General features: G+C 67.6%; 22 protein-coding genes and 1 tRNA gene. 8 read left to right on the forward strand and 15 right to left on the reverse strand.

Going from position 1 to position 25,365, the window contains the following annotated elements; translation table 11 throughout:
* Position 1 precedes the first annotated feature (1 nt).
* Together metH and QN239_RS18345 are read right to left on the reverse strand one after the other, a co-directional pair.
* Complete coding sequence (gene metH / locus QN239_RS18340) at positions 2-3,706, reverse strand: methionine synthase (protein ID WP_499016853.1); 3,705 nt, start codon at positions 3,704-3,706, stop codon at positions 2-4.
* 309 nt (positions 3,707-4,015) lie between these two features.
* Positions 4,016-4,195: a hypothetical protein gene (locus tag QN239_RS18345; RefSeq protein ID WP_499012525.1), complete on the reverse strand. Its 180-nt coding sequence runs from the start codon at positions 4,193-4,195 to the stop codon at positions 4,016-4,018.
* An 82-nt stretch (positions 4,196-4,277) separates the two neighbouring features.
* Between QN239_RS18345 and QN239_RS18350 the strand changes: the two genes are divergently transcribed.
* Entirely contained in the window at positions 4,278-5,135 is an 858-nt protein-coding gene (locus QN239_RS18350) for a PAC2 family protein (protein WP_090357800.1), read from the forward strand.
* A gap of 24 nt (positions 5,136-5,159) precedes the next feature.
* Here QN239_RS18350 and QN239_RS18355 read toward each other — a convergent pair whose 3' ends face one another.
* From QN239_RS18355 to QN239_RS18390, 8 genes are all read right to left on the reverse strand, one after another.
* Positions 5,160-6,041, reverse strand: a complete 882-nt coding sequence (locus QN239_RS18355) for an SDR family oxidoreductase (protein WP_499012526.1) — start codon at positions 6,039-6,041, stop codon at positions 5,160-5,162.
* A gap of 35 nt (positions 6,042-6,076) precedes the next feature.
* A complete protein-coding gene (gene mshC, locus QN239_RS18360; RefSeq protein ID WP_499012527.1) occupies positions 6,077-7,315 on the reverse strand; it encodes a cysteine--1-D-myo-inosityl 2-amino-2-deoxy-alpha-D-glucopyranoside ligase in 1,239 nt (412 codons plus the stop codon).
* 92 nt (positions 7,316-7,407) lie between these two features.
* Entirely contained in the window at positions 7,408-8,205 is a 798-nt protein-coding gene (locus QN239_RS18365) for a 3'(2'),5'-bisphosphate nucleotidase CysQ (RefSeq protein ID WP_499012528.1), read from the reverse strand.
* A gap of 49 nt (positions 8,206-8,254) precedes the next feature.
* Entirely contained in the window at positions 8,255-9,091 is an 837-nt protein-coding gene (locus QN239_RS18370) for an Rv2133c family protein (protein ID WP_499012529.1), read from the reverse strand.
* On the reverse strand, positions 9,075-9,662 hold the full coding sequence (locus QN239_RS18375) for an Rv2134c family protein (protein WP_167159525.1): 588 nt from the start codon (positions 9,660-9,662) through the stop codon (positions 9,075-9,077). Before QN239_RS18375 ends, QN239_RS18370 begins: the two co-directional genes overlap by 17 nt.
* A 33-nt stretch (positions 9,663-9,695) precedes the next feature.
* Positions 9,696-10,379 carry a histidine phosphatase family protein gene (locus QN239_RS18380; protein ID WP_499012530.1) on the reverse strand — a complete coding sequence of 228 codons (684 nt, stop codon included), beginning with the start codon at positions 10,377-10,379 and terminating at the stop codon, positions 9,696-9,698.
* Positions 10,376-11,203 (reverse strand): undecaprenyl-diphosphate phosphatase, encoded by an 828-nt coding sequence (locus QN239_RS18385; protein WP_187099371.1) that lies wholly within the window; start codon positions 11,201-11,203, stop codon positions 10,376-10,378. The genes QN239_RS18380 and QN239_RS18385 overlap by 4 nt, the downstream gene beginning before the upstream one ends.
* A gap of 36 nt (positions 11,204-11,239) precedes the next feature.
* On the reverse strand, positions 11,240-11,551 hold the full coding sequence (locus QN239_RS18390) for a hypothetical protein (protein ID WP_499012531.1): 312 nt from the start codon (positions 11,549-11,551) through the stop codon (positions 11,240-11,242).
* Positions 11,552-11,596: 45 nt separating this feature from the next.
* Between QN239_RS18390 and QN239_RS18395 the strand changes: the two genes are divergently transcribed.
* From QN239_RS18395 to QN239_RS18405, 3 genes are read left to right on the forward strand one after another with little or no spacing between them, the layout of a single operon-like run.
* Positions 11,597-12,676, forward strand: coding sequence for a YncE family protein (locus QN239_RS18395; RefSeq protein ID WP_499012532.1), 1,080 nt, complete (start codon positions 11,597-11,599; stop codon positions 12,674-12,676).
* A complete protein-coding gene (locus QN239_RS18400; RefSeq protein ID WP_090357815.1) occupies positions 12,673-12,915 on the forward strand; it encodes a DUF5703 family protein in 243 nt (80 codons plus the stop codon). Before QN239_RS18395 ends, QN239_RS18400 begins: the two co-directional genes overlap by 4 nt.
* Positions 12,915-13,976, forward strand: coding sequence for a quinone-dependent dihydroorotate dehydrogenase (locus QN239_RS18405; protein ID WP_499016854.1), 1,062 nt, complete (start codon positions 12,915-12,917; stop codon positions 13,974-13,976). Before QN239_RS18400 ends, QN239_RS18405 begins: the two co-directional genes overlap by 1 nt.
* 3 nt (positions 13,977-13,979) lie before the next feature.
* On the opposite strand, the gene QN239_RS18410 is transcribed toward QN239_RS18405, so the two are convergent.
* Positions 13,980-14,504 carry a YbhB/YbcL family Raf kinase inhibitor-like protein gene (locus QN239_RS18410; protein ID WP_499012533.1) on the reverse strand — a complete coding sequence of 175 codons (525 nt, stop codon included), beginning with the start codon at positions 14,502-14,504 and terminating at the stop codon, positions 13,980-13,982.
* Between the two features lie 9 nt (positions 14,505-14,513).
* Positions 14,514-15,893, reverse strand: coding sequence for a M20/M25/M40 family metallo-hydrolase (locus QN239_RS18415; protein ID WP_499012534.1), 1,380 nt, complete (start codon positions 15,891-15,893; stop codon positions 14,514-14,516).
* Between the two features lie 38 nt (positions 15,894-15,931).
* Here QN239_RS18415 and QN239_RS18420 point away from each other — a divergent pair.
* A tRNA-Leu gene (locus tag QN239_RS18420) sits at positions 15,932-16,017 on the forward strand.
* 103 nt (positions 16,018-16,120) lie between these two features.
* Here the strand turns inward: QN239_RS18420 and QN239_RS18425 are convergent.
* From QN239_RS18425 to QN239_RS18435, 3 genes are all read right to left on the reverse strand, one after another.
* A complete protein-coding gene (locus QN239_RS18425; RefSeq protein ID WP_499012535.1) occupies positions 16,121-16,321 on the reverse strand; it encodes a hypothetical protein in 201 nt (66 codons plus the stop codon).
* Between the two features lie 122 nt (positions 16,322-16,443).
* Complete coding sequence (locus QN239_RS18430; protein ID WP_499012536.1) at positions 16,444-20,490, reverse strand: bifunctional nitrate reductase/sulfite reductase flavoprotein subunit alpha; 4,047 nt, start codon at positions 20,488-20,490, stop codon at positions 16,444-16,446.
* Between the two features lie 121 nt (positions 20,491-20,611).
* A complete protein-coding gene (locus QN239_RS18435; protein WP_499012537.1) occupies positions 20,612-22,021 on the reverse strand; it encodes a nitrate/nitrite transporter in 1,410 nt (469 codons plus the stop codon).
* A gap of 212 nt (positions 22,022-22,233) precedes the next feature.
* Between QN239_RS18435 and QN239_RS18440 the strand changes: the two genes are divergently transcribed.
* The 3 genes from QN239_RS18440 to QN239_RS18450 are packed head-to-tail and all read left to right on the forward strand — an operon-like array spanning position 22,234 to position 25,365.
* Entirely contained in the window at positions 22,234-22,590 is a 357-nt protein-coding gene (locus tag QN239_RS18440) for a molybdopterin oxidoreductase (protein ID WP_499012538.1), read from the forward strand.
* Positions 22,587-25,055 carry a nitrite reductase large subunit NirB gene (gene nirB, locus QN239_RS18445; RefSeq protein ID WP_499012539.1) on the forward strand — a complete coding sequence of 823 codons (2,469 nt, stop codon included), beginning with the start codon at positions 22,587-22,589 and terminating at the stop codon, positions 25,053-25,055. The genes QN239_RS18440 and nirB overlap by 4 nt, the downstream gene beginning before the upstream one ends.
* 16 nt (positions 25,056-25,071) lie before the next feature.
* Positions 25,072-25,365: a Rieske (2Fe-2S) protein gene (locus QN239_RS18450; RefSeq protein WP_499012540.1), complete on the forward strand. Its 294-nt coding sequence runs from the start codon at positions 25,072-25,074 to the stop codon at positions 25,363-25,365.

Below are 25,365 nucleotides of genomic sequence, written 5' to 3' on the forward strand. Positions count from 1 at the left end.
TTCAGTCCTCCGGGTAGTAGCCGAGGTTGGGGGCCAGCCAGCGTTCAGCTTCGGTCAGGGTCCAGCCCTTCCGCTTGGCATAGTCGGCGACCTGGTCCTGGGCCAGCCGGCCGACGACGAAGTACTGCGACTGCGGATGCGAGAAGTACCAGCCGCTGACCGCCGCTCCGGGCCACATCGCCATCGACTCGGTCAGCTCGATACCGGTGCGCTCCCTGACATCCATCAGCTTCCAGAGCGTCGCCTTCTCGGTGTGCTCCGGGCAGGCCGGGTAGCCCGGCGCCGGACGGATGCCCCGGTACTTCTCGGCGATGAGGTCCTCGTTGTCCAGCTGCTCGTCGGGCTGAAATCCCCAGAACTCCTTGCGGACCCGCTGATGCATCCGTTCGGCGAACGCCTCTGCCAACCGGTCGGCGAGCGACTCCAGCAGGATCGCGCTGTAGTCGTCGTTGGCCGTCTTGAACTCGTCGATCTTGACGTGGCTGCCCAGGCCCGTGGTGACGGCGAACGCACCGACGTAATCGGCCAGACCCGTGTCCTTCGGGGCGATGAAGTCGCCCAGGGACCGGTTCGGGATGCCGTCGCGGTGCTCGCCCTGTTGGCGCAGGTTGTGCAGCGTGGTCAGCACCTCGATGCGGGTCTCGTCGGTGTAGACCTCGACGTCTTCCCCGCTACCTGAGCCGACGGCGTTGGCCGGGAAGAAGCCGATCACCCCGTTGGCTGTCAGCCACTTCTCCTTGATCAGGGTGTCGAGCATCTCCTGGGCGTCGTCGTACAGCTTGCGGGCCGTCTCACCCGAGACCGGGTTGTTCAGGATGTCGGGGAAGCGGCCCTTCATCTCCCAGGCGTTGAAGAACGGCTGCCAGTCGATGTATTCGCGCAGTTCGGCGAGGTCGTAGTCGAGAAATTCTCGTACTCCCAGCCCCTGGGCGGGCACCGGCGGCGTGTAGCCGTCCCACTCGATCGGCGTGCGATTGGCGCGGGCCTTCTCCAGCGTGAGCATCGGCCGCTCGTTCTTCTGGGCGTGCCGCTCCCGCAGGGACGCGTAGTCCTTCTCGGTGGCCTCCAGCAGCGCCGGACGCTGCTTGTCGTCCAGCAGCGCGGCGGCGACCGGCACCGAACGCGATGCGTCCTTGACCCAGACCACCGGACCGCTGCGGCGCGGTGCCACCTTCACCGCCGTGTGGGCGCGCGAGGTGGTGGCACCACCGATCAGCAGCGGGATCGCCAGCCCCTCGCGTTCCATCTCGACGGCGAAGTTGACCATCTCGTCCAGCGACGGGGTGATGAGCCCGGACAGCCCGATGATGTCGGCGTTGTGCTCCTTGGCCGCCGCTAGGATCTTCTCCGCGGGCACCATCACCCCGAGGTCGATCACCTCGAAGTTGTTGCACTGCAGGACGACCCCGACGATGTTCTTGCCGATGTCGTGCACGTCGCCCTTGACGGTCGCCATGATGATGGTGCCGTTGGTGTCCTTGGATCTGGATGCGCCGGACGCTGGACCATCCCCCGTCGCTTCGCTCGCCCCCGCCTTCTCCGCCTCGATATACGGCAGCAGATAGGCGACGGCCTTCTTCATCACCCGGGCCGACTTCACCACCTGGGGCAGGAACATCTTGCCCGCCCCGAACAGGTCGCCGACGACGTTCATCCCGTCCATCAACGGGCCCTCGATCACCTCGATGGGCCGCCCGCCGGCGCCGGCGATCTCGGCCCGCAACTCCTCGGTGTCGGCATCGACGTGGGCGTCGATGCCCTTGACCAGGGCGTGCGTGATCCGCTCGCGGACCGGCAGATTGCGCCACTCGGCGGCTTTCGGGTCCTCGGTCTTCTCCGAGGAGTTGAACCGCTCGGCGATCTCCAGAAGCCGCTCGGCGGCATCCTCGCGACGGTTGAGCACCACGTCCTCGATGCGGTCCCGCAGCTCGGGGTCGATCGAGTCGTAGGGCACCAGGGCACCGGCGTTGACGATGCCCATGTCCAGGCCGGCCTTGATGGCGTGGAACAGGAACACCGCGTGGATGGCCTCGCGGACGGGGTTGTTGCCGCGGAACGAGAACGACACGTTGGAGATGCCGCCGGAGATGTGCACCCCGGGCAGGTTCTCCTTGATCCAGGCGCAGGCCTCGATGAAGTCGATGCCGTACGTCGCGTGCTCCTCGATACCGGTGGCCAGCGCGAAGCAGTTCGGGTCGAAGATGATGTCCTCGGCCGGGAAGCCGACCTCTTCGGTCAGGATCCGGTAGGCGCGCCCGCAGATCTCCTTGCGGCGCTCCAGGTTGTCGGCCTGGCCCTGCTCGTCGAAGGCCATCACGACGACGGCGGCGCCGTACTTGCGGCACAGCCGCGCCTCGCGGATGAACTTCTCCTCGCCCTCCTTCATGGAGATCGAGTTGACGATCGGCTTGCCCTGCACGTTCTTCAGGCCGGCCTCGATGACCTCCCACTTGGAGGAGTCGATCATCACCGGAACGCGGCTGATATCTGGTTCGGCCGCGATCAGCTTGGTGAACCGGTCCATCGCGGCGACGCCGTCGATCATGCCCTCGTCCATGTTGATGTCGATGACCTGCGCACCGACCTCGACCTGCTGCAGGGCCACCGACAGCGCGGTGTCGTAATCCTCGGCCTTGATCAGGTTGCGGAACCGGGCGGAGCCGGTGATGTTGGTGCGCTCACCGATGTTGACGAACAGCGAGTCCTCGGTGATGTTGAGCGGCTCCAGGCCCGACAGCCGGGTGGCCACCGGGATCTCGGGCAGGGTCCGAGGCGGCTTGCCCTCGACGACCTTGGCGATCTCGGCGATATGTGGCGGCGCCGTTCCGCAGCACCCGCCGACGAGGTTGACCAGGCCGGCCTCGGCGAATTCCGCGATATAGCCGGCCTGGGCCTCCGGGGACTCGTCGTACTCGCCGAAGGCGTTGGGCAGCCCGGCGTTCGGGTAGCAGGAGACATAGGTGTCGGCGATGCGCGCCACCTCGGCGATGTAGGGCCGCATCTCCGGCGCGCCGAGGGCGCAGTTGAGTCCCACCGCGAGCGGCCTCGCGTGCCGGATCGCGTTCCAGAAGGCTTCGGTGACCTGACCGGACAGCGTCCGCCCGGAGGCATCGGTGATGGTGCCCGAGATGATCAGCGGCCAGCGGCGGCCGCGCTCCTCGAACAGCGTCTCGACGGCGAAGACGGCCGCCTTGGCGTTGAGCGAGTCGAAGATCGTCTCGATGATCAGCAGATCGGCACCGCCGTCGACCAGGCCGTTGACGGCTTCGAGGTAGGCGGCGACCAGCTGGTCGTAGGAGACGTTGCGGGCGCCCGGATCGTTGACATCCGGCGAGATCGACGCCGTGCGCGTCGTCGGGCCGATGGCGCCGGCGACGTAGCGCGGCTTGTCTGGGGTGCTGAACTCGTCGGCGGCCTTACGGGCCAGGGCGGCACCGGCATAGTTGAGCTCGTAGGCCAGCTCGTGCATGTCGTAGTCGGCCAGCGAGACCGCGTTCGCGTTGAATGTGTTGGTCTCCAGGATGTCGGCACCCGCCTCGAGATACTCGCGGTGGATTCCCTCGATGATCTGCGGCTGCGTCAGGTTCAGCAGGTCGTTGTTGCCCTGGAGGGCGGTCGGCCACTCGATGAAGCGCTCGCCGCGATAGCCGGCCTCGTCGGGCCGGTCCCGCTGGATCGCCGTGCCCATCGCGCCGTCGATCACCATGATGCGCTCGCGCAGCGCAGCCGTCAGCGCGTCGGTGCAGTCCGGGCGGATGTTCGGCGTAAAGGTGTTCGCGTCAGCGCTCACGTGAAGTCCTTCCGTAACGGAAGGCGTCCTTGACTCTGCCGAGCGTGGCGGATACCAGGGGAACCTGGGCCCCTGGATAGCCGTTGCAACGCCTCTCGACCAGAAAAGTCTACGTCGTCACCTGATCGACGTCTGCACGCCCAGCCCGACTTCGACTCGCCCGGCAATCGCGGCTCCGTGCAGCAACAGCCCGCGGATCTTGTCGGCAGTATCGTCGCCACTTGGTTAACCAGACTGCAACCGAACGTATTTCGCGTCGGCGCCGGCCTCGCGATCGTCGATCTCATCGGGGTTGAGCTCCGCCGCCTGCAACCGGGTACCCATGGCGCCGTCATCCATCACGACATGCTGCGCGAGCACCTCGACCAGGTCGGTGTCATGGGAGTGTCCAACAGGGGCAGTCACATCAACAGAGTAGTCGGTCTACCCGAACTCAACGGCGGGGCGATGCCGCTCATGCACACCTGGCAGGGCTTACGCTGATGGTGTGACCCCGTCGGATGGCCTGCCCGATTTGCGCAACACCATCATCGTCGCGGCCTTCGAGGGCTGGAACGATGCGGGCGATGCCGCCAGCGATGCCCTGGAACACCTGGATGCGATGTGGGAAGCCGAGACCATCGTCGAGATCGATGACGAGGCCTACTACGACTACCAGGTCAATCGCCCGGTGATCCGTCAGGTCGACGGTGTCACCCGTGAACTGGTGTGGCCCTCGATGCGGATCTCGCACTGCCGCCCGCCCGGCAGCGACCGGGATATCGTGCTGATGCACGGGGTGGAGCCGAACATGCGGTGGCGCACCTTCTGCGCCGAGCTGCTGGCGATCGCCGACAAACTCAACGTCGACACCGTCGTGATCCTGGGAGCCCTGCTCGCCGACACGCCGCACACCCGCCCCGTGCCGGTGTCCGGTGCCGCGTACTCGTCCGATTCGGCGAAGTTCTTCGGCCTGGAGGAGACCCGGTACGAGGGCCCCACCGGTATCGCCGGGGTGTTCCAGGACGCGTGTGTACAGGCCGGTATCCCGGCGGTCACGTTCTGGGCCGCCGTGCCGCACTACGTCTCCCAGCCGCCCAATCCGAAGGCCACCGTGGCGCTGCTGCGCCGGGTGGAGGACGTCCTCGACATCGAGGTGCCGCTGGGCGATCTGATCACCCAGTCCGAGGAGTGGGAGCAGGCGGTCACGGAGATGACGGCCGAGGACGAAGAGATCGCCGAGTACGTCCAGTCCCTTGAGGAACGCGGGGACGCCGAGGTGGACATGAACGAGGCGCTCGGCAAGATCGACGGGGACGCCCTGGCGGCGGAGTTCGAGCGCTACCTGCGCAGACGCGGCCGGTAGCGGCCGACAGGCCAGCCGAGGCCGTCAGTCCTTCTCCAGCGCCTCGGTGCGGGCGCTGAGCGACCGGCCCAGTGCGGCGACCTCGGCATCCAGCCTCGGCAGCAACTGCGGGGTGAGCGCCCCGATCCGCTGTTCGACCACCGCGGTGGTGACGAACGGCCGGATCCAGCGGAACACCCCCACCCAGTCCGGGCAGTAGATCCGCTTACGGCGGCCCTCGATACCTTTCACGAACGCCTCTCCGCAGGCTTCCACGGTGGTGGTCCGATTCAGCGGGGTGGGCAGCTTGGACAGCATCTCCCGGAACGCCGACAGGTCCGCCTTGGCGTCCTGCACCAGTGGGGTGTCGATCCAGCTCATGTGGGCCGAGCCGACGTCCACGCCCAGGTGCGCGACCTCCAGACGCAGGGTGTTGGCGAAGTACTCGGCGCCGGCTTTGGACGCGTGGTAGGCCGACAGCCCCGGTGACGACGTGAACGCCGCCAGCGAGGACACCACCAGGACGTAGCCGCGTCGATCGATCACTGCGGGCAGCGTGGCCCGGACGGTGTTGAACACCCCGACCACGTTGACCTCGACGACCCGCTTGAAGGCCTCCGGATCGACCTGGAGCACCGATCCGAAGCTCGCGATGCCGGCATTGGCCAGCACGATGTCGATCCCGCCGAACTTCGCCACCGCGGCATCGGCGGCCTGTTGCATGGCGGGCAGGTCCCGCACGTCGGCCAGGGCGGTGAGGACGTGGGCGTCGCCGCCGAGTTCGGCGGCCAACTCGGCCAGTGGGGCCTGATCGAGGTCGGTGAGCACCAGTCGGGCGCCCTTGGCCCGTAACCGGCGGGCGACCTCGGCGCCGATACCGCGGGCGCCCCCGGTGATGAACACGACTTTGCCGCTGAACGAACTCATGCGACCAACGTACCCCGTACCGCCGGTAACGGTTCCTAGAGGTCGATACCGAGCAGGGCGTCGGCGATTCCGGCCACCAGACGCGGCGCCCCGGTGTCTGCGCCTCCATAGGTCAGCGCGTCGGTGACCCAACCATCAAGTGCAGCAAGCGCTTTAGGAGTATCAAGATCATCGGCCAGGTACTGGCGCACCCGGGCGAGCAGATCGGTGGCATCGGGTCCGGCCGGCAGTGCGGCCGCCTCCCGCCAGCGGGCCAGCCGGGCAATGGCCTCGTCCAGGACATCATTGCTCCAGAACCGGTCCGCGCGGTAGTGCCCGGCCAGCAGTCCCAGCCGCACCGCAGCCGGATCGACCCCGTCGGCGCGCAGTCGCGACACCAGCACCAGGTTGCCGCGGCTCTTGCTCATCTTGTGGCCGTCCCAGCCGATCATCCCGGTGTGCACGTAGTGCCGGGCGAATCTACGCTCCCCCGTGACGGATTCGGCGTGCGCGGCGGAGAACTCATGGTGCGGGAAGATCAGGTCCGATCCGCCGCCCTGGATGTCGATCCCACTGCCGATGCGGTTCAGCGCGATGGCCGCACATTCGATATGCCATCCGGGGCGCCCCGGCCCGAACGAGGCGGGCCAACTCGGCTCGTCGGGACGCTGCGCGCGCCACAGCAACGCGTCGAGCGGATCGGCCTTGCCCGCGCGGCCGGGATCCCCGCCGCGCTCGGTGAAGAACCGCAGCATGGTGTCCCGGTCGTAACCGGACTCGTAGCCGAACTGCGCGGTGGCGTCGGCGCGGAAGTAGATGTCGCGGTGCTGCGGATCGTCGACGATGTACGCCGCGCCGGAGGCCAGGAGCTTCTCCACCAGTTCGACGACCTCGCCGACGGTGTCGGTGGCGGCGACGTAGTCGCGCGGCGGCAGCACCCGCAGCGCGGTCATGTCCTCGCGGAACAGTTGCGTCTCCCGGTCGCCGAGTTCGCGCCAGCCGATACCGTCCCGGGCGGCGCGCTCGAACAGCGGATCGTCGACGTCGGTGATGTTCTGCACGTAGTGCACGCCATGACCGGCATCCAGCCACAGCCGGTGGATGAGATCGAAGGTCAGATAGGTGGCCGCATGGCCCAGATGGGTTGCGTCGTACGGGGTGATACCGCAGACGTACATGGTCGCGGTCTCCCCCGGTGACACCGGCCGCACCTGTTGGTCGGCGGTGTCATAGAGCCGTAACGGAACGCCCGACCCGGGCAACTTGGGAACGGTCGGCGCCGGCCACGACTGCATGGCGTCGACTCTAAGGTGTGCGGTCAGCGTGCTCTCCCGTCGGCCCGTACTCAACGAATACCGACAACATCGGCGGGCATTCCATTCCCGGATCAGGTCGCGGATCTGATGGTGTCCAGCAGTACCCCGGCCACCTCGGACCGGCACATCAGCAGATCGGGCAGGTACGGGTCACGGCGGTTGTACACCAAGGGCGCACCGCCCAGCCGTGTCGCGTGCAGCCCGGCAGCCTGTACCACCCCGGCCGGGGCTGCCGAGTCCCACTCCCACTGACCTCCGGCGTGGATGTAGGCGTCCACGTCGCCGCGTACCACCGCCATCGCCTTGGCGCCGGCTGAACCGATCCGCACCAGCTCGACATCGAGGTGGTCGCGTATCCACCACAGCACCGCCGGCGGGCGGTAGGCACTCGCGGTGATCCGGATCGGCCCGTCCGCGCGCGGGGGCGGCGGCGTCACCGTGTCGGTGCGGTAGACCTCGCCCACGGCGGGCAGTGCCACCGCCGCGTCGGTGATGGACCCCTGGGCCTCGGTGTCCGATGTCGCCGCCGGAGCGGTTCTGTCGCGCTGCCAGAGCGCGATGTGCACCGCCCAGTCGGCGTGGCCCGGCATCGAGAACTCACGGGTGCCGTCCACCGGGTCGACGATCCACACCCGGTCGGCATGCACCCGGGCCGGATTGTCGGCGGCCTCCTCGGAGAGCACCGCGTCGTCGGGGCGCAGTTCGCGCAGCCGCTCGAGGATCAGCGTGTTGGCCCGCCGGTCCCCCGCGTCGCCGAGATCGTACGGATCGTAGAAACCGATCTCCTCACGCACCGCGAGCAGCAGCCGGCCGGCTTCCGCGGCGACCGTGGCGGCCACCTCGGCGTCGCTCTGTGCGGCAAGATTCACCGGCTCAGTATGTCGTGCCGCCGAAACGGACACCGACGCCACCGTGCGGCTAGAAGGCCGGCCACGGGATCGGCCGGTGCCGATCCGGCGTCGGCATCACCGGATCATCCAGTAAGGCAACGATTCTGGCGCGCAGCGCCGCCACCTCGCGACGGGTGATGTGCTCACCGAGTTGTGCACCGAGTTCCTCGCTCACCTGTTCGCCCAACCGCGCGAGCACACCCAGGGTGGCGTCGTCCACCGGCTTCCCCGCCCAGCCCCACAGCACGGTGCGAAGCTTGTCCTCGGAATGCAGACTGACCCCGTGGTCGACCCCGTAGACGCCGCCGTCCACGCCGGCCAGGATGTGCCCACCCTTGCGGTCGGCATTGTTGATCACCACGTCGAAAACCGCCATCCGGCGCAACCGCTCGTCATCGGCGTGCACCAGGGTCACCTCGTCACCGGTGTGGTCGTAGGCCTGCAGGATCGGCAGGTAGCCCTGGGGAAGCCGGCCCGCCGGAACCAGGTCGACCAGGTCGGGGCCATCGCTGTGGGCGGGTTCGTCCTCCTCGGACAGCGCGTCCCCGGGTTGGTCAACCCAGCGCTGCACCATCCCCGGGCCCGCCGGACCGTCACGAATGATGGTGTAGGGCACCACATTCCAACCGAGCGCCGCCGACACCAGGTAGGCGCCGAACTCTCGGCCGGCCAGGGTGCCGTCCGGGAAGTCCCAGAGCGGGGCCTCCCCGGCGACCGGCTTGTAGACGCAGTGCGCCAGGTCGTCGTCGAGCCGGGCCTCGCACAGGAACGTCGCGTTGCTGGCCGACCGGATCCGTCCGATGACGGTCAGTTCCCCCTGCGCGAGAACCCGCTGCGCGCGTTCGTCCTCAGGTGTCGGGGTCATCGTCGGCTCCGCCGAACGCGCCACGCCGGTAGCCGTTGGTCCGTACGCAGATGTGTCCCTCGGGGTCCAGCGGCTCATCGCACAGCGGACACGGCGGGCGTCCCGCCGAGATCACCCGGTTGGACCGATTGGCGAACTCCCTGGCCGATTCCGGCGTGAGGAACACCCGCACGGCATCGGGCCCTTCCTCGGCATCGTCGAGGACCACCGAGGCGTCGAACTCCGTCTCGGACACCGCGAGCAGCTCGACCACCACGGTCTGCGCCTCGGAGTCCCAACCCAAACCCATGGTGCCCACCCGGAACTCGACGTCGACGGGTGTGACCAGCGGATTGAGATCGTCCACCACGCCGGTGTCCGGCGGGATCGGGGTGCCGAACCGGCGGTTGATCTCGACCAGCAGGGCCGATATCCGCTCGGCGAGCACCGCCACCTGCTGCTTTTCCAGCATCACCGAGATCACCCGCTTGTCGTGCACCGCCTGCAGGTAGAACGTCCGGTTTCCGGGATGCCCGACGGTCCCGGCCACGAAGCGGTCGGGTGTGCGGAAGACGTGAATTGCGCGAGGCATGGCACCTTTCAAAATACCGGTATCGGCCCGGCCTCAGTCGGTGGAGCCGCCGACGACGGCGTCCGTGGCGGGGACGGCGGCCGGCTTGGCGGTCAGCGCCGCGGTCAGTCCGCTGCCCGTGTGGTTCACGTGCAACACGAACGGGCGGCTGTCGGTGTAGCGGATCACGCTCATCGAGGCCGGGTCGGCGGTGATGCGTTGAAAGCTGTCCAGATGGGTGCCCAGGGCGTCGGCCAGCACCGCCTTGATCACGTCGCCGTGTGTGCAGGCCACCCAGAGCACATCGCCGTCATGCTCGGTGGCCAGCCGGCGGTCGTGCTCACGCACCGCGGCGACCGCCCTGGCCTGCACCTGGGCCAGGCCTTCGCCGTCGGGGAACACCGCCGCGCTGGGCTGCTGTTGCACCACCGTCCACAGCGGTTCCTTGAACAGGTCGCCGATCTTGCGGCCCGTCCAGGTGCCGTAGTCGACCTCGGATATCCGCTCGTCCACGGTCGGCTCCAGATCCAGCGCGGCCGCCAGCGGCGCCACCGTGCTGGCGCACCGCAGCAACGGGGAGCGCACGATCGCCTTGACCGGCAGGGCGCCAATCCGGTCGACCACTCCCGTGGCCTGCTCCCGGCCCAGGTCGTCGAGGTCGACGCCCTCGGACCGGCCGGCCAGGGTGTGCGCGGTGTTGGAGGTGGAGCGTCCGTGCCGCAGCAGGATGACGGTCATGCGGCGATCACACCGGTGCCCAACAGGATCAGCACCGTCACGCCCACGATGATCCGGTACCCGACGAACCAGTACATGCTGTGCCGGACCAGGAATCTGAGGAACCACGCGATCGCTGCGTAGCCGATCACGAACGCGATCACGGTGCCGACCAGCAACTGGAGCCCCGTCGCGCTCTGCCCCGCGCCTTCGGGATGGAACGCATCGGGCAGCGAGAACAACCCCGAGGCCAGCACCGCGGGAATGGCGAGCAGGAACCCGAATCGCGCCGCGGCTTCGCGCTTCTGCCCCAGGAACAGCCCCGCGCTGATGGTGACGCCGGACCGGGACACCCCGGGGATCAGGGCCAGCGCCTGGGAGGTGCCCACGATGAGGCTGTCCTTCCAGGTGAACTGCTGGATATCGCGGGTCTGCTTGCCGAAGTGCTCGGCGGCGGCGATCACCGCGGAGAACACCACCAGGGCGGTCGCGATGATCCACAGGTTGCGGATGTCATCGCGGATGTAGTGCTTGAACACCAGGCCGGCGATCCCGATCGGGATGGTGCCCAGGATCACCCACCAGCCCAGCCAGTAGTCGGGGGTGCGTTTGGCGGCGTCGAACAGACCACCGAACCAGGCCTTGAGGATGCGGCCGATATCGCGGGCGAAGTAGATGAGGACCGCGATCTCGGTACCGATCTGGATGACTGCGGTGAACGAGGCGCCGGCGTCCTTTCCGAAGAAGGCCTCGGAGACGATCGCGAGATGCCCGGAGGACGACACGGGCAGGAACTCGGTCAGCCCCTGGACTATCGACAACACGACCACCTGCAGCCACGACACGTCAGTCACGCGGACGACCGTACCGTGGGAGTGCTGTCAGCGTGCTGTGCGAACGACGGGCCCCGCGGCCGCCACGGCGTCGCGCACGGCGGCGGTCAGACTCCGCTCGTCCGAGAGGTCGATGTCGGTGAGGCTGCGGACGGCGGTCGCGACGACGTCCTCCTGCTGCGGGACGGGGCCGCTCAACCTGGGCCGGTAGACCTCGACCACCAGCGACTGACGATCCTGCACACGGAAGGAAAAGCTGCGACCACCTGCGAGCATGCCGAAACCGCTTGCGTGCACGCCGGTCGAGATGTCCTCGATGGCAAACTCATCGTCAATCAGGAAGTCCGGCACGAGAGCCATAGCGGCACCATACCGCCCTATCGGTGACCGTGTCCGGCCTTGCGGATGTTTGCCCGAAAATTGAAAACGAAACAACTGCTGCCACGCAATGAGGAGTCGAACGGGCCGTTGCATACGAAATCCGCTGCCGTTTCTTCCATCAGTGCCGTATTCGCCCTGGTTGTCGCTGTCACCGCTGGGTGCTCGAAGAGCACCGTGGATTCGCCACCACCGACGATCACGCCGGCCTCCGCGGCGGTCTCGCCGCCGGTGAGCGGCACTCCGGACGGGGTCGTGCGGCCACTGGGCACCCCGGGTCTGGCCGCCGTGTTCGATGCCCGAACCGCCTCGCTGACGGTGCTCGGCCCGGCCGACCGGCTGACGGTGTTCGGGGCGACGCCCCGCACCGTGGCGCTTCCCGCTCCGGCGCACGCGCTGACCGGTGACGGCGCCGGTCATGTCTATCTCGCCGCCAAGGGCGGGTATCAGGACGTGGACGTCGCCACCGGCGCGGTGTCTCGAGTGGACATCGCCGGCCAGGCCGATACCGAGTTCACCGCCATCACCCGGCGCGCCGACGGGCGCGTGGTCCTGGGCAGCGCGGACGGCGCGCTGGTGACACTGGGCGCCGGGAACTCCGCCGATTCCGTCAGCGCGAACCTGAGGATCTTCGCCCGTGTTGACGGGTTGGTGGCGCAGGGGAACTCGGTGGTGGTGCTGGATCGCGGCCAGACCTCGGTGACCGAGGTGGACGACGACGGCACCAAGGCCGAACAGGCGTTACGCGCCGGGGAGGGCGCCACCACCATCGCCGCCGACCCGGCCGGACGCGTGCTGGTCGCCGATACCCGAGGCGGTGCGCTGATGGTCTACGGAACCGAGCCGCTGATCCTGCGCCAGGCCTACCCGGTGCACGACGCCCCGTACGGCCTGGCCGGATCCGGCACACTGGCCTGGGTGTCACAGACTGCCACCAACACCGTCGTTGGTTACGATCTGGCCACCGGAATACCTGTGGAGAAGGTGCGCTATCGAACCGTCCAGCAACCCGACCATCTGGCCTACGACGACGCGTCCGGCACCCTGTATGTGGTGTCCGGATCGGGAGCCGGTGTCCAGGTGATCGCGAAAGCTGCCACCCGATGAGCGGCGTCCAACGGGGTCGGATGCCCCTGGGCTGGGCCGGTGAGCTCTCCGACGAGTACGAATGGGTGCCGCTGCGGCTGCCCCCGGACGTGACCCGGTTGTCGGCCTCGATCCGGTTGTCGATCGAGGCCGAATACCGCGGCTGGGAGCTGACCCGCGTGCGGCTCTACACCGACGGCAGCAGGCGGGTGCTGCTGCGCCGCAAGAAGACCGCTCTCGGGGATCAGCCGGCGCTGTGATCTACACCTTATTGCGCCGGATGTTCTTTCTCGTCGATCCGGAACGTATCCACACCTTCGTGTTCGCCGTCCTGCGGGCGGCCACCTACTTCGGCGTGAGCCGCAACGCGCTGTCCCGCCGTCTCACCCCGAGTGACCCCATCCTGGCCAGCACGGTGCTCGGGGTGCATTTCCCCGGGCCGCTGGGCCTGGCCGCCGGGTTCGACAAGGACGGCCACGGACTGCGGGTGTGGGGCCCGCTGGGCTTCGGCTACGCCGAGGTCGGCACGGTGACGGCCCAGGCCCAGCCGGGCAATCCGCGGCCCCGGCTGTTCCGCCTGCCCGAGGACCGGGCGCTGCTCAACAGGATGGGGTTCAACAACGACGGGGCCGCCCGGCTGGCGCTTCAGTTGGCCCGACACACCCCCGACGTACCGATCGCGGTGAACATCGGCAAGACCAAGGTGACCCCGCCCGAGCGCGCGGTCGAGGACTACGCCGAGAGCGCTCGCCTGGTGGGCCCGCTGGCGGCCTACCTGGTGGTCAACGTCAGCTCTCCCAACACGCCGGGTCTGCGCGATCTGCAGGCGGTGTCGGCCCTGCGTCCGATCCTGGCCGCGGTCCGGGCCGCCACCTCGACACCGGTGCTGGTCAAGATCGCCCCCGACCTGTCCGATTCCGATATCGACGAGATTGCGGATCTGGCAGTCGAATTGGGTTTGGCGGGCATCGTGGCCACCAACACCACGATCTCCCGGGACGGGCTGCGCACCCCCGGCGTCGCCGAACTGGGCGCGGGCGGCGTCTCGGGTGCGCCGGTCAAGGACCGGTCCCTGGAGGTGCTGCGCCGGCTGCACGCCCGGGTGGGTGATCGCCTGGTGCTGATCAGCGTCGGCGGCATCGAGACCGCCGACGACGCCTGGGAGCGCATCGTGTCCGGGGCCTCGCTGTTGCAGGGCTACACCGGGTTCATCTACGGCGGCGGGCTGTGGGCCAAGCACATCCACGACGGGATCGCCGAGCGCCTGCGCGCCGGCGGGTTCGCGTCCCTGTCCGATGCGGTGGGCTCGGCGACCCGGTAGCGGCTAGTTCTGCTCGTAGGTGCCGTAGATGACGGCGCGGGCGATGGCCTTGCCGAACAGGTTGAAGCCGAGGTAGGCCGGGGTGGCCCCGTCGGGCAGCTCGAGGCTCTCGACCGGCAGCGCGTGCACGGCGATGTAGTAGCGGTGCGGGCCGTGCCCGGCCGGCGGGGCCGCGCCGATGAAGCGCTTGAGGCCGGCGTCGTTGGCCAGCGTGACGGCGCCACCGGGCAGCGGGTCGCCGTTGCCGGCATCCGCGGGCAGCGAGGTGACGCTGGCCGGCAGGTCGGCGACCGCCCAGTGCCAGAACCCGGATGCGGTGGGCGCGTCGGGGTCATAGACCGTCACCGCGAAGCTGCGGGTCTCCTCGGGGAAACCGGACCAGCTCAGCTGCGGCGACACATCCGCACCGCCGGCGCCCATGATTCCGCTGACCTGCTCATTGTTCAGTGGCTGCCCGTCGGTCACCGACTCGGAGGTCAGGGTGAACGTCGGGAGCTTCGGCAGGTTGTCATACGGCGAAGTGCTCATCACGGCCTTTCAGCAGTTGGTAAGAAACTGGTGCAGGACTCTCGCCCCGAACTGTAGTGCGTCCACGGGTACCCGTTCATCGACACCATGGAACAGCGCGGCGAAATCCAGATCGGGCGGCAGCCGCAGCGGCGCGAAACCGAAACAGCGAATACCCAAGCGGGAGAAAGCTTTCGCGTCGGTCCCTCCGGACATCATGTAGGGCACGGTGCGGGCACCCGGGTCGGCCGCCAACAGTGCGGCGTTCATCGCGTCGACCAGGTCGCCGTCGAAGGTGGTCTCCACCGAGGGCAGGTCGCGTTCCCAGGTCCGGGTGACGTTCGGCCCGATCAGCTCGTCGATCTCCCGTTCGAAGGCCTCCTTGCGGCCGGGCAGGACCCTGCAGTCCACCATGGCCTCGGCCGTGGCGGGGATGACATTGGCCTTGTAACCGGCCTTGAGCATGGTCGGGTTGGCCGTGTCGCGCAGCGTGGCGCCGATGATGCGGGCGATCCCGCCGAGCTTGGCGATGGTGCCGTCCAGATCCGGGGAGTCGAGATCGAACTCGTAGCCGGTCTCCTCGGACACCGCGGTGAGGAACTCCGCCACCGACGGCGCGAGCACGATCGGGAACTCGTGCTTGCCGAGCCGGGCCACGGCTTCGGCGATGGTGGTGACGGCGTTGTCCTCGTGCACCATCGAGCCGTGCCCGGCGCGCCCGCGGGCTTCCAGACGCATCCAGGACAGCCCCTTCTCGGCTGTCTCGATGAGGTAGAGCCGCTTCTCCCCGCCGTCCCGGGTGGGCACCGTCAGGGAGAACCCGCCGACCTCCCCGATCGCCTCGCTGATGCCCTCGAACAGATCGGGCCGGTGGTCGACCAGCCACTGGCAGCCGAAGGTGCCGCCGTGCTCCTCGTCGGAGACGAACGCGAACACCAGATCCCGGGGCGGGACGATGCCCTCGCGCTTGAGATGCCGGGCGACGGCCAGCGTCATCCCGACCATGTCCTTCATGTCGACCGCGCCGCGGCCCCACACGTAACCGTTCTCGACGGCCCCGGAGAACGGGTGCACGCTCCAGTCGGCCGGTTCGGCCGGCACCACGTCGAGATGACCGTGGATCAGCAGCGCCCCGCGGCTGCGGTCACGGCCGGGCAGCCGGGCGAACACGTTCCCGCGCCCCGGTGCGCCCGCTTCGATGTACTCGGTCTCGTAGCCCACTTCCTCGAGCTGGGCGGCCACCCAGTGCGCGCACTCGGCCTCGCCTTTGGTGGTGTCCGGATCACCGGTATTGGAGGTGTCGAACCTGATGAGGCTGCTGACGAGATCGACCACTTCGTCTTCGGGTCTTGTCACGTCCCCTTTCCTACCACCTGACGCGGCACTCGGTTTGGGCCAACCCGGGGGCATCCGTTAGCCTTAAGCGCCCCACACGATGAGGTGGGCTGGTCCGAGTGGCGGAATGGCAGACGCGCTAGCTTGAGGTGCTAGTGCCCTATTAACGGGCGTGGGGGTTCAAGTCCCCCCTCGGACACCCACAATCGATTCGAGCGGCAAAGCCGCCCTCACACAGAGAAGTACCTGACCGGCATCATTGCCGGCCAGGTACCGCTCGGTCTTGTGTTATCCGACGTCAGTTATCCGACGTCTCCGCGGTGCACGTTCACGCACGCCCGCTTCTTGCCCCAGATCGTGCGCACGGTGAAGCACACCTTCTTCGGCCGGCCGAACACCGTTGTCTTCTCGACGGTGCCCTCGGTGCCTTCGGGCACGGCCGGCACATCCATCTCCTCGATCTGCCGGCAAGCGGTGACGACGTCGCCTTGATGCCAACCCATCGGTATATCTCCCCTTCCCCGGTCCGCCCTCGCGGTTCGGGCATAGATCACTGTTACGTCGAAGTAACAATCACGGCGCGGGATTTATTCGCCTGGTGAGGTGTCTATTGGGTTGGGGCCGTTCAGTACACGTCGCGGACGTAGCGCTTGTCGGCGACCAGCTCACGTTTGTAGTCGTGGGCCTGCTCGTCGGACAGCCCGCCGTGCCGTTTGATGATCGTCGTCAGTGCCGCGTCGACATCCTTGGCCATGTGTGCGGCGTCACCGCACACGTAGAAATGGGCGCCGTCCTCCATCCACCGCCACAGTTCGGCGCCAGCGTCGAGCATCTTGTGCTGCACATAGATCCGCGCGGCCTGATCCCGGGAGAACGCCAGGTCCAGGTGGTTGAGCAGGCCGTCGGCGACCATGTGTTCCAGATCGTCACGGTAGTAGAAGTTTTCGGAGCGGTGCTGGTCCCCGAAGAACAACCAGTTGCGGCCGGTGTGACCGAGCGCACGCCGCTCCTGCAGGAAGCCCCGGAACGGCGCGATCCCGGTACCCGGGCCGACCATGATCATCGGCGTCTGCGACTCCGCGGGCGGTCGGAAGTTGGGCGAACGCTGGATGAAGACGGGCGCGGCGTGCGCGCGGTCGGCCAGATAGGTCGACGCGACACCGTGCCGTAGTGTTCCGCGCGCGCTCTGGTATCGCACGACGGACACCGTCAGCTGTACCTCGGTAGGGCTGACCAGGGGGCTCGAACAGATCGAGTACTGCCGCGGGGTGAGTCGCACCAGGGCGTCGAGCCACTCGTGCGCCTCGGCGTCGACCCTGAACTCCTCGACGATGTCGAGTCCGTTGCATCCGCCGAGCCACTTGTCGAGTTCGTCCTTGGGCCCGCGCAGCCGCCTGGCTGCCTTGGGCAGGCGTTCGGCGACGAAGCGCAGCAGGTTGGGGGTGATGCGACAGATGTCGTAGGAGGATGCCAGCGCGCTGCGCAGGTCGGTGTCGGCGCCGTCGACCTCCACGATCTCACTGCCGGTCAGCCCGGTGCAGGCGAGCCAGGACGCCACCGCCTCATCGGAATTGGTGACGAACACGCCCAGGGAGTCGCCCGCCGCGTAGCTCGTACCGTGTTCGGCGACATGTTCGGAGATGTCGAAGCCGAACTGGCGCACCTCTTTTCGTGCCGACTCCGGGGTGAGCCGGATATTGCGGCTCAGCGGCGCGAGCAACGGTGCGTTCCGGCTGAGCGGCGCCGGCCCGGCGCCGGATGTGGTCGTGGTCAGCACGGGGGTGCTCGGCGCCGGGGGCGTATCCGTCCCGACGATGCCGGCGACCTGCTCGGCCCAGGCCTTCATCGGGGCGTCGTCGTACGCCTCACATTCGACGCGGTCGAGCACCCGGGTGGCGCCGAGCGCGGCCAGTCGGGCATCGAGCGTCTTGGCGTGCCCGCAGAAGTTGTCATAGGCCCGGTCCCCGATACCCAGCACGGCGTAGCGCAGCCCCGGCAGTGCGGGGGCATCGGCCGAGTCCAGGCGCTGCCAGAAGTCGGCCCCGTTGTCCGGTGGGCCGCCGTCACCGAAGGTACTTGTCACGATCAGGATTTCGCCGGCCGTCGCCAGTTCGTCGAGCGTGACATCGTTCATCGTCACCAACCGTGCACCGGTGAGCCGGCCGGCCACCTGTGCCGCGAACTCCTCGGCGGTGCCGGTCTGCGACGCCCACAACACCAGTGGGCCCGGTGCCACGGCCTCCAGCACAGCGGTATCGCCCACCGCTGCGCCGGTCCGGGAGTACATGCCGGCGAGCAGACCATCGATCCACAGCCGCGCCGCGGGGCGCACGGGTGCGGTCCCGGGCAGTACCGGCGTCCCGGTGGGGCCGGCACTCAGACCGCCGAGAAAGCCTGCGACGTAGACTTTTTCGTCGTCGGTGAGGTCCACGGCGACACCGTGCAGTCCCAGTGCTTCTGCCAGTGGGTGGCTCGTCACGGTGGGCAGCGCCGGCGCGACGGGGCGCAGCGCCACCGCACACACCTTGAGTTCGGGCTGCAGCGAGTCGGCGTCCACCGCGTCGTTGGTGAGGGCGTTGATGGTCAGATGTTCGCCGTGCTCGTCGTTCCAGTGGAACGGCACCCACACGCTGCCCGGCTGCACCCGGTCGGTGATCAGCGGCGGCAGCACCGCCCGCCCGCGACGTGAGGTCAACTCCACCTGGCAGTGCTCGGTGATGCCCTGCGCGGCCGCGTCATCGGGGTGGATCTCCACGAAGGGCGAGCCGTTGAGCTTGTTCAGTTTGGCGACCCGGCCGGTCTTGGTCATGGTGTGCCACTGGTGTTGCAGACGTCCGGTGTTGAGCACCATGGGGTAGTCGTCGTCGGGCAACTCGCGGGCGTCCATATGCGGCCGCGCGAAGAACACCGCCTTGCGCGACGGCGTCGCGAAGGCCAGCCGGGGCCGGTTCCCGGCGTCGTCGACGAACAGGGTCTGGGACACACCGTCGTTCACATACCGGATGGGATGGCGGTCCTCGGCGTCCTCCGGCGGGCACGGCCACTGCAGCGGCGTCTCGCGCAGCCGCTCGTAGCTGGCACCGCGCAGGTCATAACCGGTACGCGGATTGGCGAACCGGCGGATCTCGTCGAAGATGTCCGAGCTGGACTTGTAGTCGAAATCGTCACCGAAACCCAGGGCTCCGGCCACCGCGCATATCAGCTCCCAGTCCGGGCGGGCGTCGCCCAGCGGCGGGACCGACTGCTGTAACAAGGTCAGGTTGCGCTCGGAGTTGATCATCACGGCATCGGACTCGGCCCACAGGGCAGCCGGAAGCACGATATCGGCGTACCTGTTGGTGGCGGTGTCGTGATACGGGTCCTGGGTGATCACGAGTTCGGCGGTCTCCAGGCCGGTGATCACCGTGCTGCGGTTGGGCACCGAGGCGATGGGATTGGTGCAGATGATCCAGCAGGCCTTGATATCCCCCGCGGCGGCCTGCTCGAACATCGCGACCGTGCCCGGACCGACGTCGGTGCGGATGGTGCCGGGCTCCAGTCCCCATTGCTCCTCGCAGAACGCGCGGTCCTCGGCCGACAGCACGGAGCGCTGGCCCGGCAGACCCGGTCCCATGTAGCCCATTTCGCGACCGCCCATGGCATTGGGCTGGCCGGTGAGCGACATGGGGCCGCTGCCGGGGCGGCAGATGGCACCGGTGGCCAGGTGCAGATTGCAGATCGCGTTGGTGTTCCAGGTGCCGTGTGTGCTCTGGTTCAGGCCCATGGTCCAGCAGGTCATCCACTCGCCGGCCTCGGCGATCATGGTTGCGGCCGTGCGGATGTCGGCCTCCGGGATACCGGTGATCGCGGCGACCCGGGCGGGTGGGTAGTCGGCGAGGAACGCCGGCATGTCCGCCCAGCCCTGGGTGTGTTCGGCGATGAATCGATGATCGATCGCACCGTTCGCTTCATCTTCTACGAGCAAGTGCAGTAACCCGTTGAGCAGCGCGAGATCCGTGCCCGGATTGATCTGCAGGTACAGGTCGGCCTTATCGGCGGTGGCGGTGCGCCGGGGGTCGACCACGATGAGCTTGGCGCCGGCCTTGATCCGGTCGGCCATCCGCAGGAACAAGATGGGATGGCAGTCGGCCATGTTCGCGCCGATGACGAAGAACAGGTCGGCGTGGTCGAAGTCGGTGTAGGAACCGGGCGGGCCGTCGGCTCCCAGGGACTGTTTGTAGCCGGTGCCCGCGCTGGCCATGCACAGGCGCGAATTCGACTCGATGTGCACGGTGCGCAGGTAGCCCTTGGCCAGTTTGGTGGCCAGGTACTGGGCTTCGATGGACATCTGACCCGAGACGTAGAGCGCCACCGCGTCGGGGCCGTGCTCGTCGATGATGGCGCGCAGCCGCCGGCCGGCCTCGGCGACGGCCTCGTCGACCGGGGTGGAGACGGCCTCGGCGCCGCGTTCGGCGCGCACCAGCGCAGCGGTCAGCCGGCCGTCCGTGGCGGCCATCAACTCGGCGTGGGTGGCCCCCTTGGTGCACAGCCTGCCGAAGTTGGTCGGATGCAGTTTGTCCCCGTTGACCTGGGCGATCACCGGGAGGCCGATGAACGGGTCGGCCTTGGTGGTGACTTCGATGCCGCAGCCGACCCCGCAGTACGAGCACGCGGTCCGCGTTTTCACCGACATGTGCACATCGTCTGCTGCCAGTGTTCCGGTTCCTTTGAGGCGACGTTAGCGCGACGAAAACTCGACCTCACAGGCGACCCCACCCCTCGGTGAGCCCACTGTGAGGCCGAGTTTCCGCAGCTCAGGCGGTAGCGACCGATTCCGGCAACTCCTCGTTGATCTTCGGCTGGACCGGCGCGATGCGCAGGAAGACGAACCAGGTCACCACCGCGCAGATCACGTAGAAGCCGAGGAACACCCAGAAGGCGTTGGTCGCCGACTTGGCGTCGCTGACATAGGAGGCCCGCAGCACGATGTTGATGAACACCCCGCCGAGGGCGCCGATCGCTCCGGCGAAGCCGATCAGGGCACCCGACATCCGTCGGGCCCACGACGCCTTCTCCTCACGGCTCCACTCGTCGTGGTCGGCGGCCTTCGCCTCGAAGATCGACGGGATCATCTTGTAGGTCGAACCGTTGCCCAACCCGGACAGGATGAACAGCAGGATGAAACCGATGACGTAGGCAGCCATCTGGCCGCCGGTGGGGGCGCCCTTCATCGCGTCGTCGAGGGTGCCGCTGGTCACCAGGATTCCGGCCGCGAAGATCATCGCGATGAAGACGTAGAGCGTGATCTTGCCGCCACCGATACGGTCGGCCAGCTTGCCGCCGATGGGTCGCGAGATGGAGCCCAACAGCGGCCCGAGGAAGGAGATCTGCGCGGCGTGCAACGAGGCCTGCGCGGCGGTGGAGCCACCGGCGAGGAAGTTGATCTGCAGCACCTGCCCGAACGCGAAGCTGAAGCCGATGAACGAGCCGAACGTACCGATGTACAGGAAGCTCATCACCCACGAGTGCTTGAACCGCATCGCTTCCACCATCGCCCCGAGGTTCGACTTCTGGTTGCGCAGGTTGTCCATGAACAGCGCGGCACCGATCGCGGCCAGGCCGATCAGCACAAGGTAGGTGGCGCAGACGATTTCGGGTGCGGTGTTGCCGACGGTGGCGATGACCAGCAGGCCGAGCAGCTGGATCACCGGCACACCGATGTTCCCGCCACCCGCGTTCAGGCCCAGCGCCCAGCCCTTGAGCCGTTGCGGGTAGAAGGCGTTGATATTGGTCATCGAGGACGCGAAGTTACCGCCACCGAAACCGGCGAATGCCGCGATGATCAGGAACTCGGTGTAGGTCGTCCCGGGATTCTTCATCGCCCACCAGGTGAGCACGGTCGGGATGAGCAGGAGCAGCGCACTGACGACGGTCCAGTTACGGCCGCCGAACCGGGCGGGTGCGACGGTGTACGGAATCCGCATGAAGGCGCCCACCAGCGTCGGGATGGCCACCAGATAGAACTTTCCGGCGGCGTCGATGTGGTACACGTTCTGCGGCATGAAGAGCACCATCACCGACCAGATGGACCACACCGAGAAGCCGACGTGTTCGGCGAAGATGGACCAGATGAGGTTGCGTCGCGCAACCTGCTTCCCACCGGCCTCCCAGGCGTCGACGTCCTCGGCGTCCCAGTGCTCGATGTCACGGTCGCGGGTCAACATGGTCACGGCGTCCTTCCCCAGTACGGATTGGTTGCTCAAAAGTTGGTTGCCCAAAAGCTAGGCCCGCGCCATTCCGCACCCATTGCACCACCGTGTCGGGCTTGTCAACACCTACTCACACCGCGTGGATCACCCCTCGTGCGCAACGGTATTCACCGCCGTTGCACCGTGGAAACGAATCCGAAACAAAGCCCCCCTACGTTCGCTGAAGCATGAGCGATGGCAGTACACCACGATTCCTGCAGGGCGCCTTCGCTTTCGAAGGGGCCGGACTTGACAAACCGGAACTGATCGACGACTCGCTGCGGTATGTGGTGCCCGCCGGCGCCATCGCCCAGCCGGTGTACTTCCGGGGCGGCAACTCGACCGACGAACTGATCACGGTGGTGCTGTTCCGCGACGGCGCCCCGATGAGGTACTTCCCCATCGCCGCCAAGGGCGCCACCCATGTGGCGTTGCGGGTGGTGGAGGACCTGCTCGGGGACACGGTGCTGGAGCTCTATGTCGCGGCACCGGCCGGTATCTCCGGGACGGTTGTGGTGGACCTGGGCCTGGTGGAGATCCCGTGAAACGCCGGCTGGTCGTCGTGGGCAATGGGATGGCCGGCGTCCGCGCGATCGAGGAGATCCTGGCCCGCGGCGGTGCCGACATCTTCGACATCACCGTGTTCGGGGACGAGCCCTACGGCAATTACAACCGTATCCTGCTGTCCAATGTGCTTGCCGGCAGCGATGACTCGGCGGAGATCTACCTCAACGCGCTGGACTGGTACACCGAGAATGCGATCGATCTGCGGGCCGGGGTGCGGGTGGTCCGACTGGATACCTACGCCCGGCTGGTGCATGCCGACGACGGGTCGACGATCCGCTATGACGACCTGATCCTGGCCACCGGCAGCCGCTCGTTCTTCCCGCCGATGAAGGGGCTGTGGGCCGACGACAAGAACCTGGCCGACGGTGTGTTCGGATTCCGCACGCTGGACGACTGCATGGGGATGATCAACGAGGCGGCCAACCGGACGAAGGCCGTGGTGATCGGCGGTGGCCTGCTCGGCCTGGAAGCCGCGCGCGGACTGCAGAACCGCGGTGTGGCCGTGGACGTCGTACACGCCGGACCGACGCTGATGAATGCGCAACTCGATGACGCGGCCGGTGCCATCCTGCGCCGGTCGGTCGAAGGTATCGGCATCACCGTGCACACCGACAAGCGCACCACCGAGGTCCTGGTCGACGAGAACCGCAAGCTGTCCGGGATCGTGTTCTCCGATGGCAGCGTCATCGACTGCGACATGCTGGTGATCGCCGCGGGTATCCGGCCCAACGTCGGCCTGGCTCAACGCGCCGGATTGACCGTGGAGCGGGCCATCGTGGTCGATGACCATATGCGCTCCGTCGACGACGACCATGTCTACGTCGTGGGCGAATGCGCCCAGCACCGCGGTCAGGTGTACGGGTTGGTGGCGCCGCTGTGGGAGCAGGCCACCGTGCTGGCCGACCATCTGACCGGCACCGACACCAGTGCGGCGTACCGCGGTTCACGCACCGCGACCAAGCTCAAGGTCGCCGGCGTCGACGTCGCGTCGATGGGCATCAAGGCACCCGAACTGCCCGACGACGAATTCGTGCAGTACTCCGAACCCCGGCACGGGGTGTACAAGACCATCGTGATCCGGGACGGCAAGCTGGTGGGCGCGACCCTGGTCGGCGATGTGTCCAAGGTGTCGTTCCTGACGCAGGCTTTCGACAGCGGACTGCCGCTGCCCGAGGAGCGCGTGTCGCTGATGTTCGATATCGGGACTCCCGAGGTGGCCGTGGGTGTTTCGGAGCTGGCCGACGATGCGCAGGTCTGCAACTGCAACGGGGTCTCCAAGGGCGCGCTGGTGTCCTGCGTCCAGGCCGGCGAGACATCGCTGTCCGGTGTGATGGCCAAGACCAAGGCGGGCAAAGGCTGCGGCTCCTGCAAGGAACTGGTCGGCCAGATCGTCGAGTGGGCGGCCGGCGGCGCGGTCACCGAGGATCCGTCGGCGTCCTGGTACGTACCGGGCGTTCCGTACGACAAGGCATCGTTGATGACACTGGTGCGTGAGCTCCAGTTACATTCGGTGTCTTCGGTGTTCGCCGCCCTGGCACCCGACGGGCGGGTCGACGCCGGTTCGAAGATGGCGCTGGCCTCGCTGCTGGAGATGATGTGGGCCGACGAGTTCGTGGATGAGCGCGATGCACGTTTCATCAATGACCGGGTGCACGCCAATATTCAGCGCGACGGCACGTTCTCGGTGGTGCCACAGATGAAGGGCGGCGTCACCAACTCCGATCAGCTGCGCAAGATCGCCGATGTGGCCGACAAGTACGCGATACCGATGATCAAGTGCACCGGTGGGCAGCGTATCGACCTGCTGGGCGTCCGCAAGGAGGACCTGCCCGCGGTATGGGCCGATCTGGACATGCCCTCGGGGTACGCGTACGGCAAGAGCTTCCGCACCGTGAAAACCTGTGTGGGCAGCGACTTCTGCCGCTACGGTGTCGGCGACTCCACGGCATTGGGCATCGCGCTGGAGGAGCGCTACCAGGGGCTGGCCAGCCCGGCGAAGATGAAGTTGGCGGTGACGGGCTGCCCGCGCAACTGTGCCGAGGCCCTGTGCAAGGACCTGGGCGTGGTGGCGGTCGACGGCGGCCGGTGGGAGATCTACGTGGGCGGGGCGGCAGGTGCGCATATCCGCAAGGGCGACCTGCTGGCCACCGTCGACGACGCGGCGATGGTGATGACGCTGACCGGACGTTTCCTGCAGTTCTACCGGGAGGACGCCAACTGGCTGGAACGCACGTACGCCTGGGTGCCCCGGGTGGGTATCGACCACATCCGTACGGTGGTGGTCGACGATACGCTCGGGTTGGCCGAAGGCCTGGACGCGCGTATGCAGAAATCCGTTGACGCATATCGGGATCCGTGGCTGGATGGCCGGAACCCGGTGAGCGAGGGTCAATTCCGGAGTTCGCTTCCGCTGCTGCCGCTCCCCCAGGTTCCGGTGCGATGAGCCGAGGACTGCGGTGATGGATCTGGGGCCGGTCACTCAGGTTCCCGTCGGCGAGGGCCGGACGTTCGCTGTCGAGGACACCCAGATCGCGGTGTTCCGGCTGCGGGACGGGTCGTTGCGGGCACTGGAAGCGGTCTGCCCGCACAAGGGTGGACCGCTGGCCGACGGGCTGGCCGACGACAGCGTGGTGGTGTGTCCGCTGCACGGTGCGACCTTCGATCTGTCTACCGGGGTGGACGTAGCCGGCGGCGACCCGGTGCGCAGCTACCCGGTGGCCGAGGTGGACGGGCAGATCCAGATCACGCTTTGA

It is taken from the genome of Mycolicibacterium sp. Y3, assembly GCF_051188035.1.
GTDB classification, from domain to species: Bacteria; Actinomycetota; Actinomycetes; order Mycobacteriales; family Mycobacteriaceae; genus Mycobacterium; species Mycobacterium fluoranthenivorans.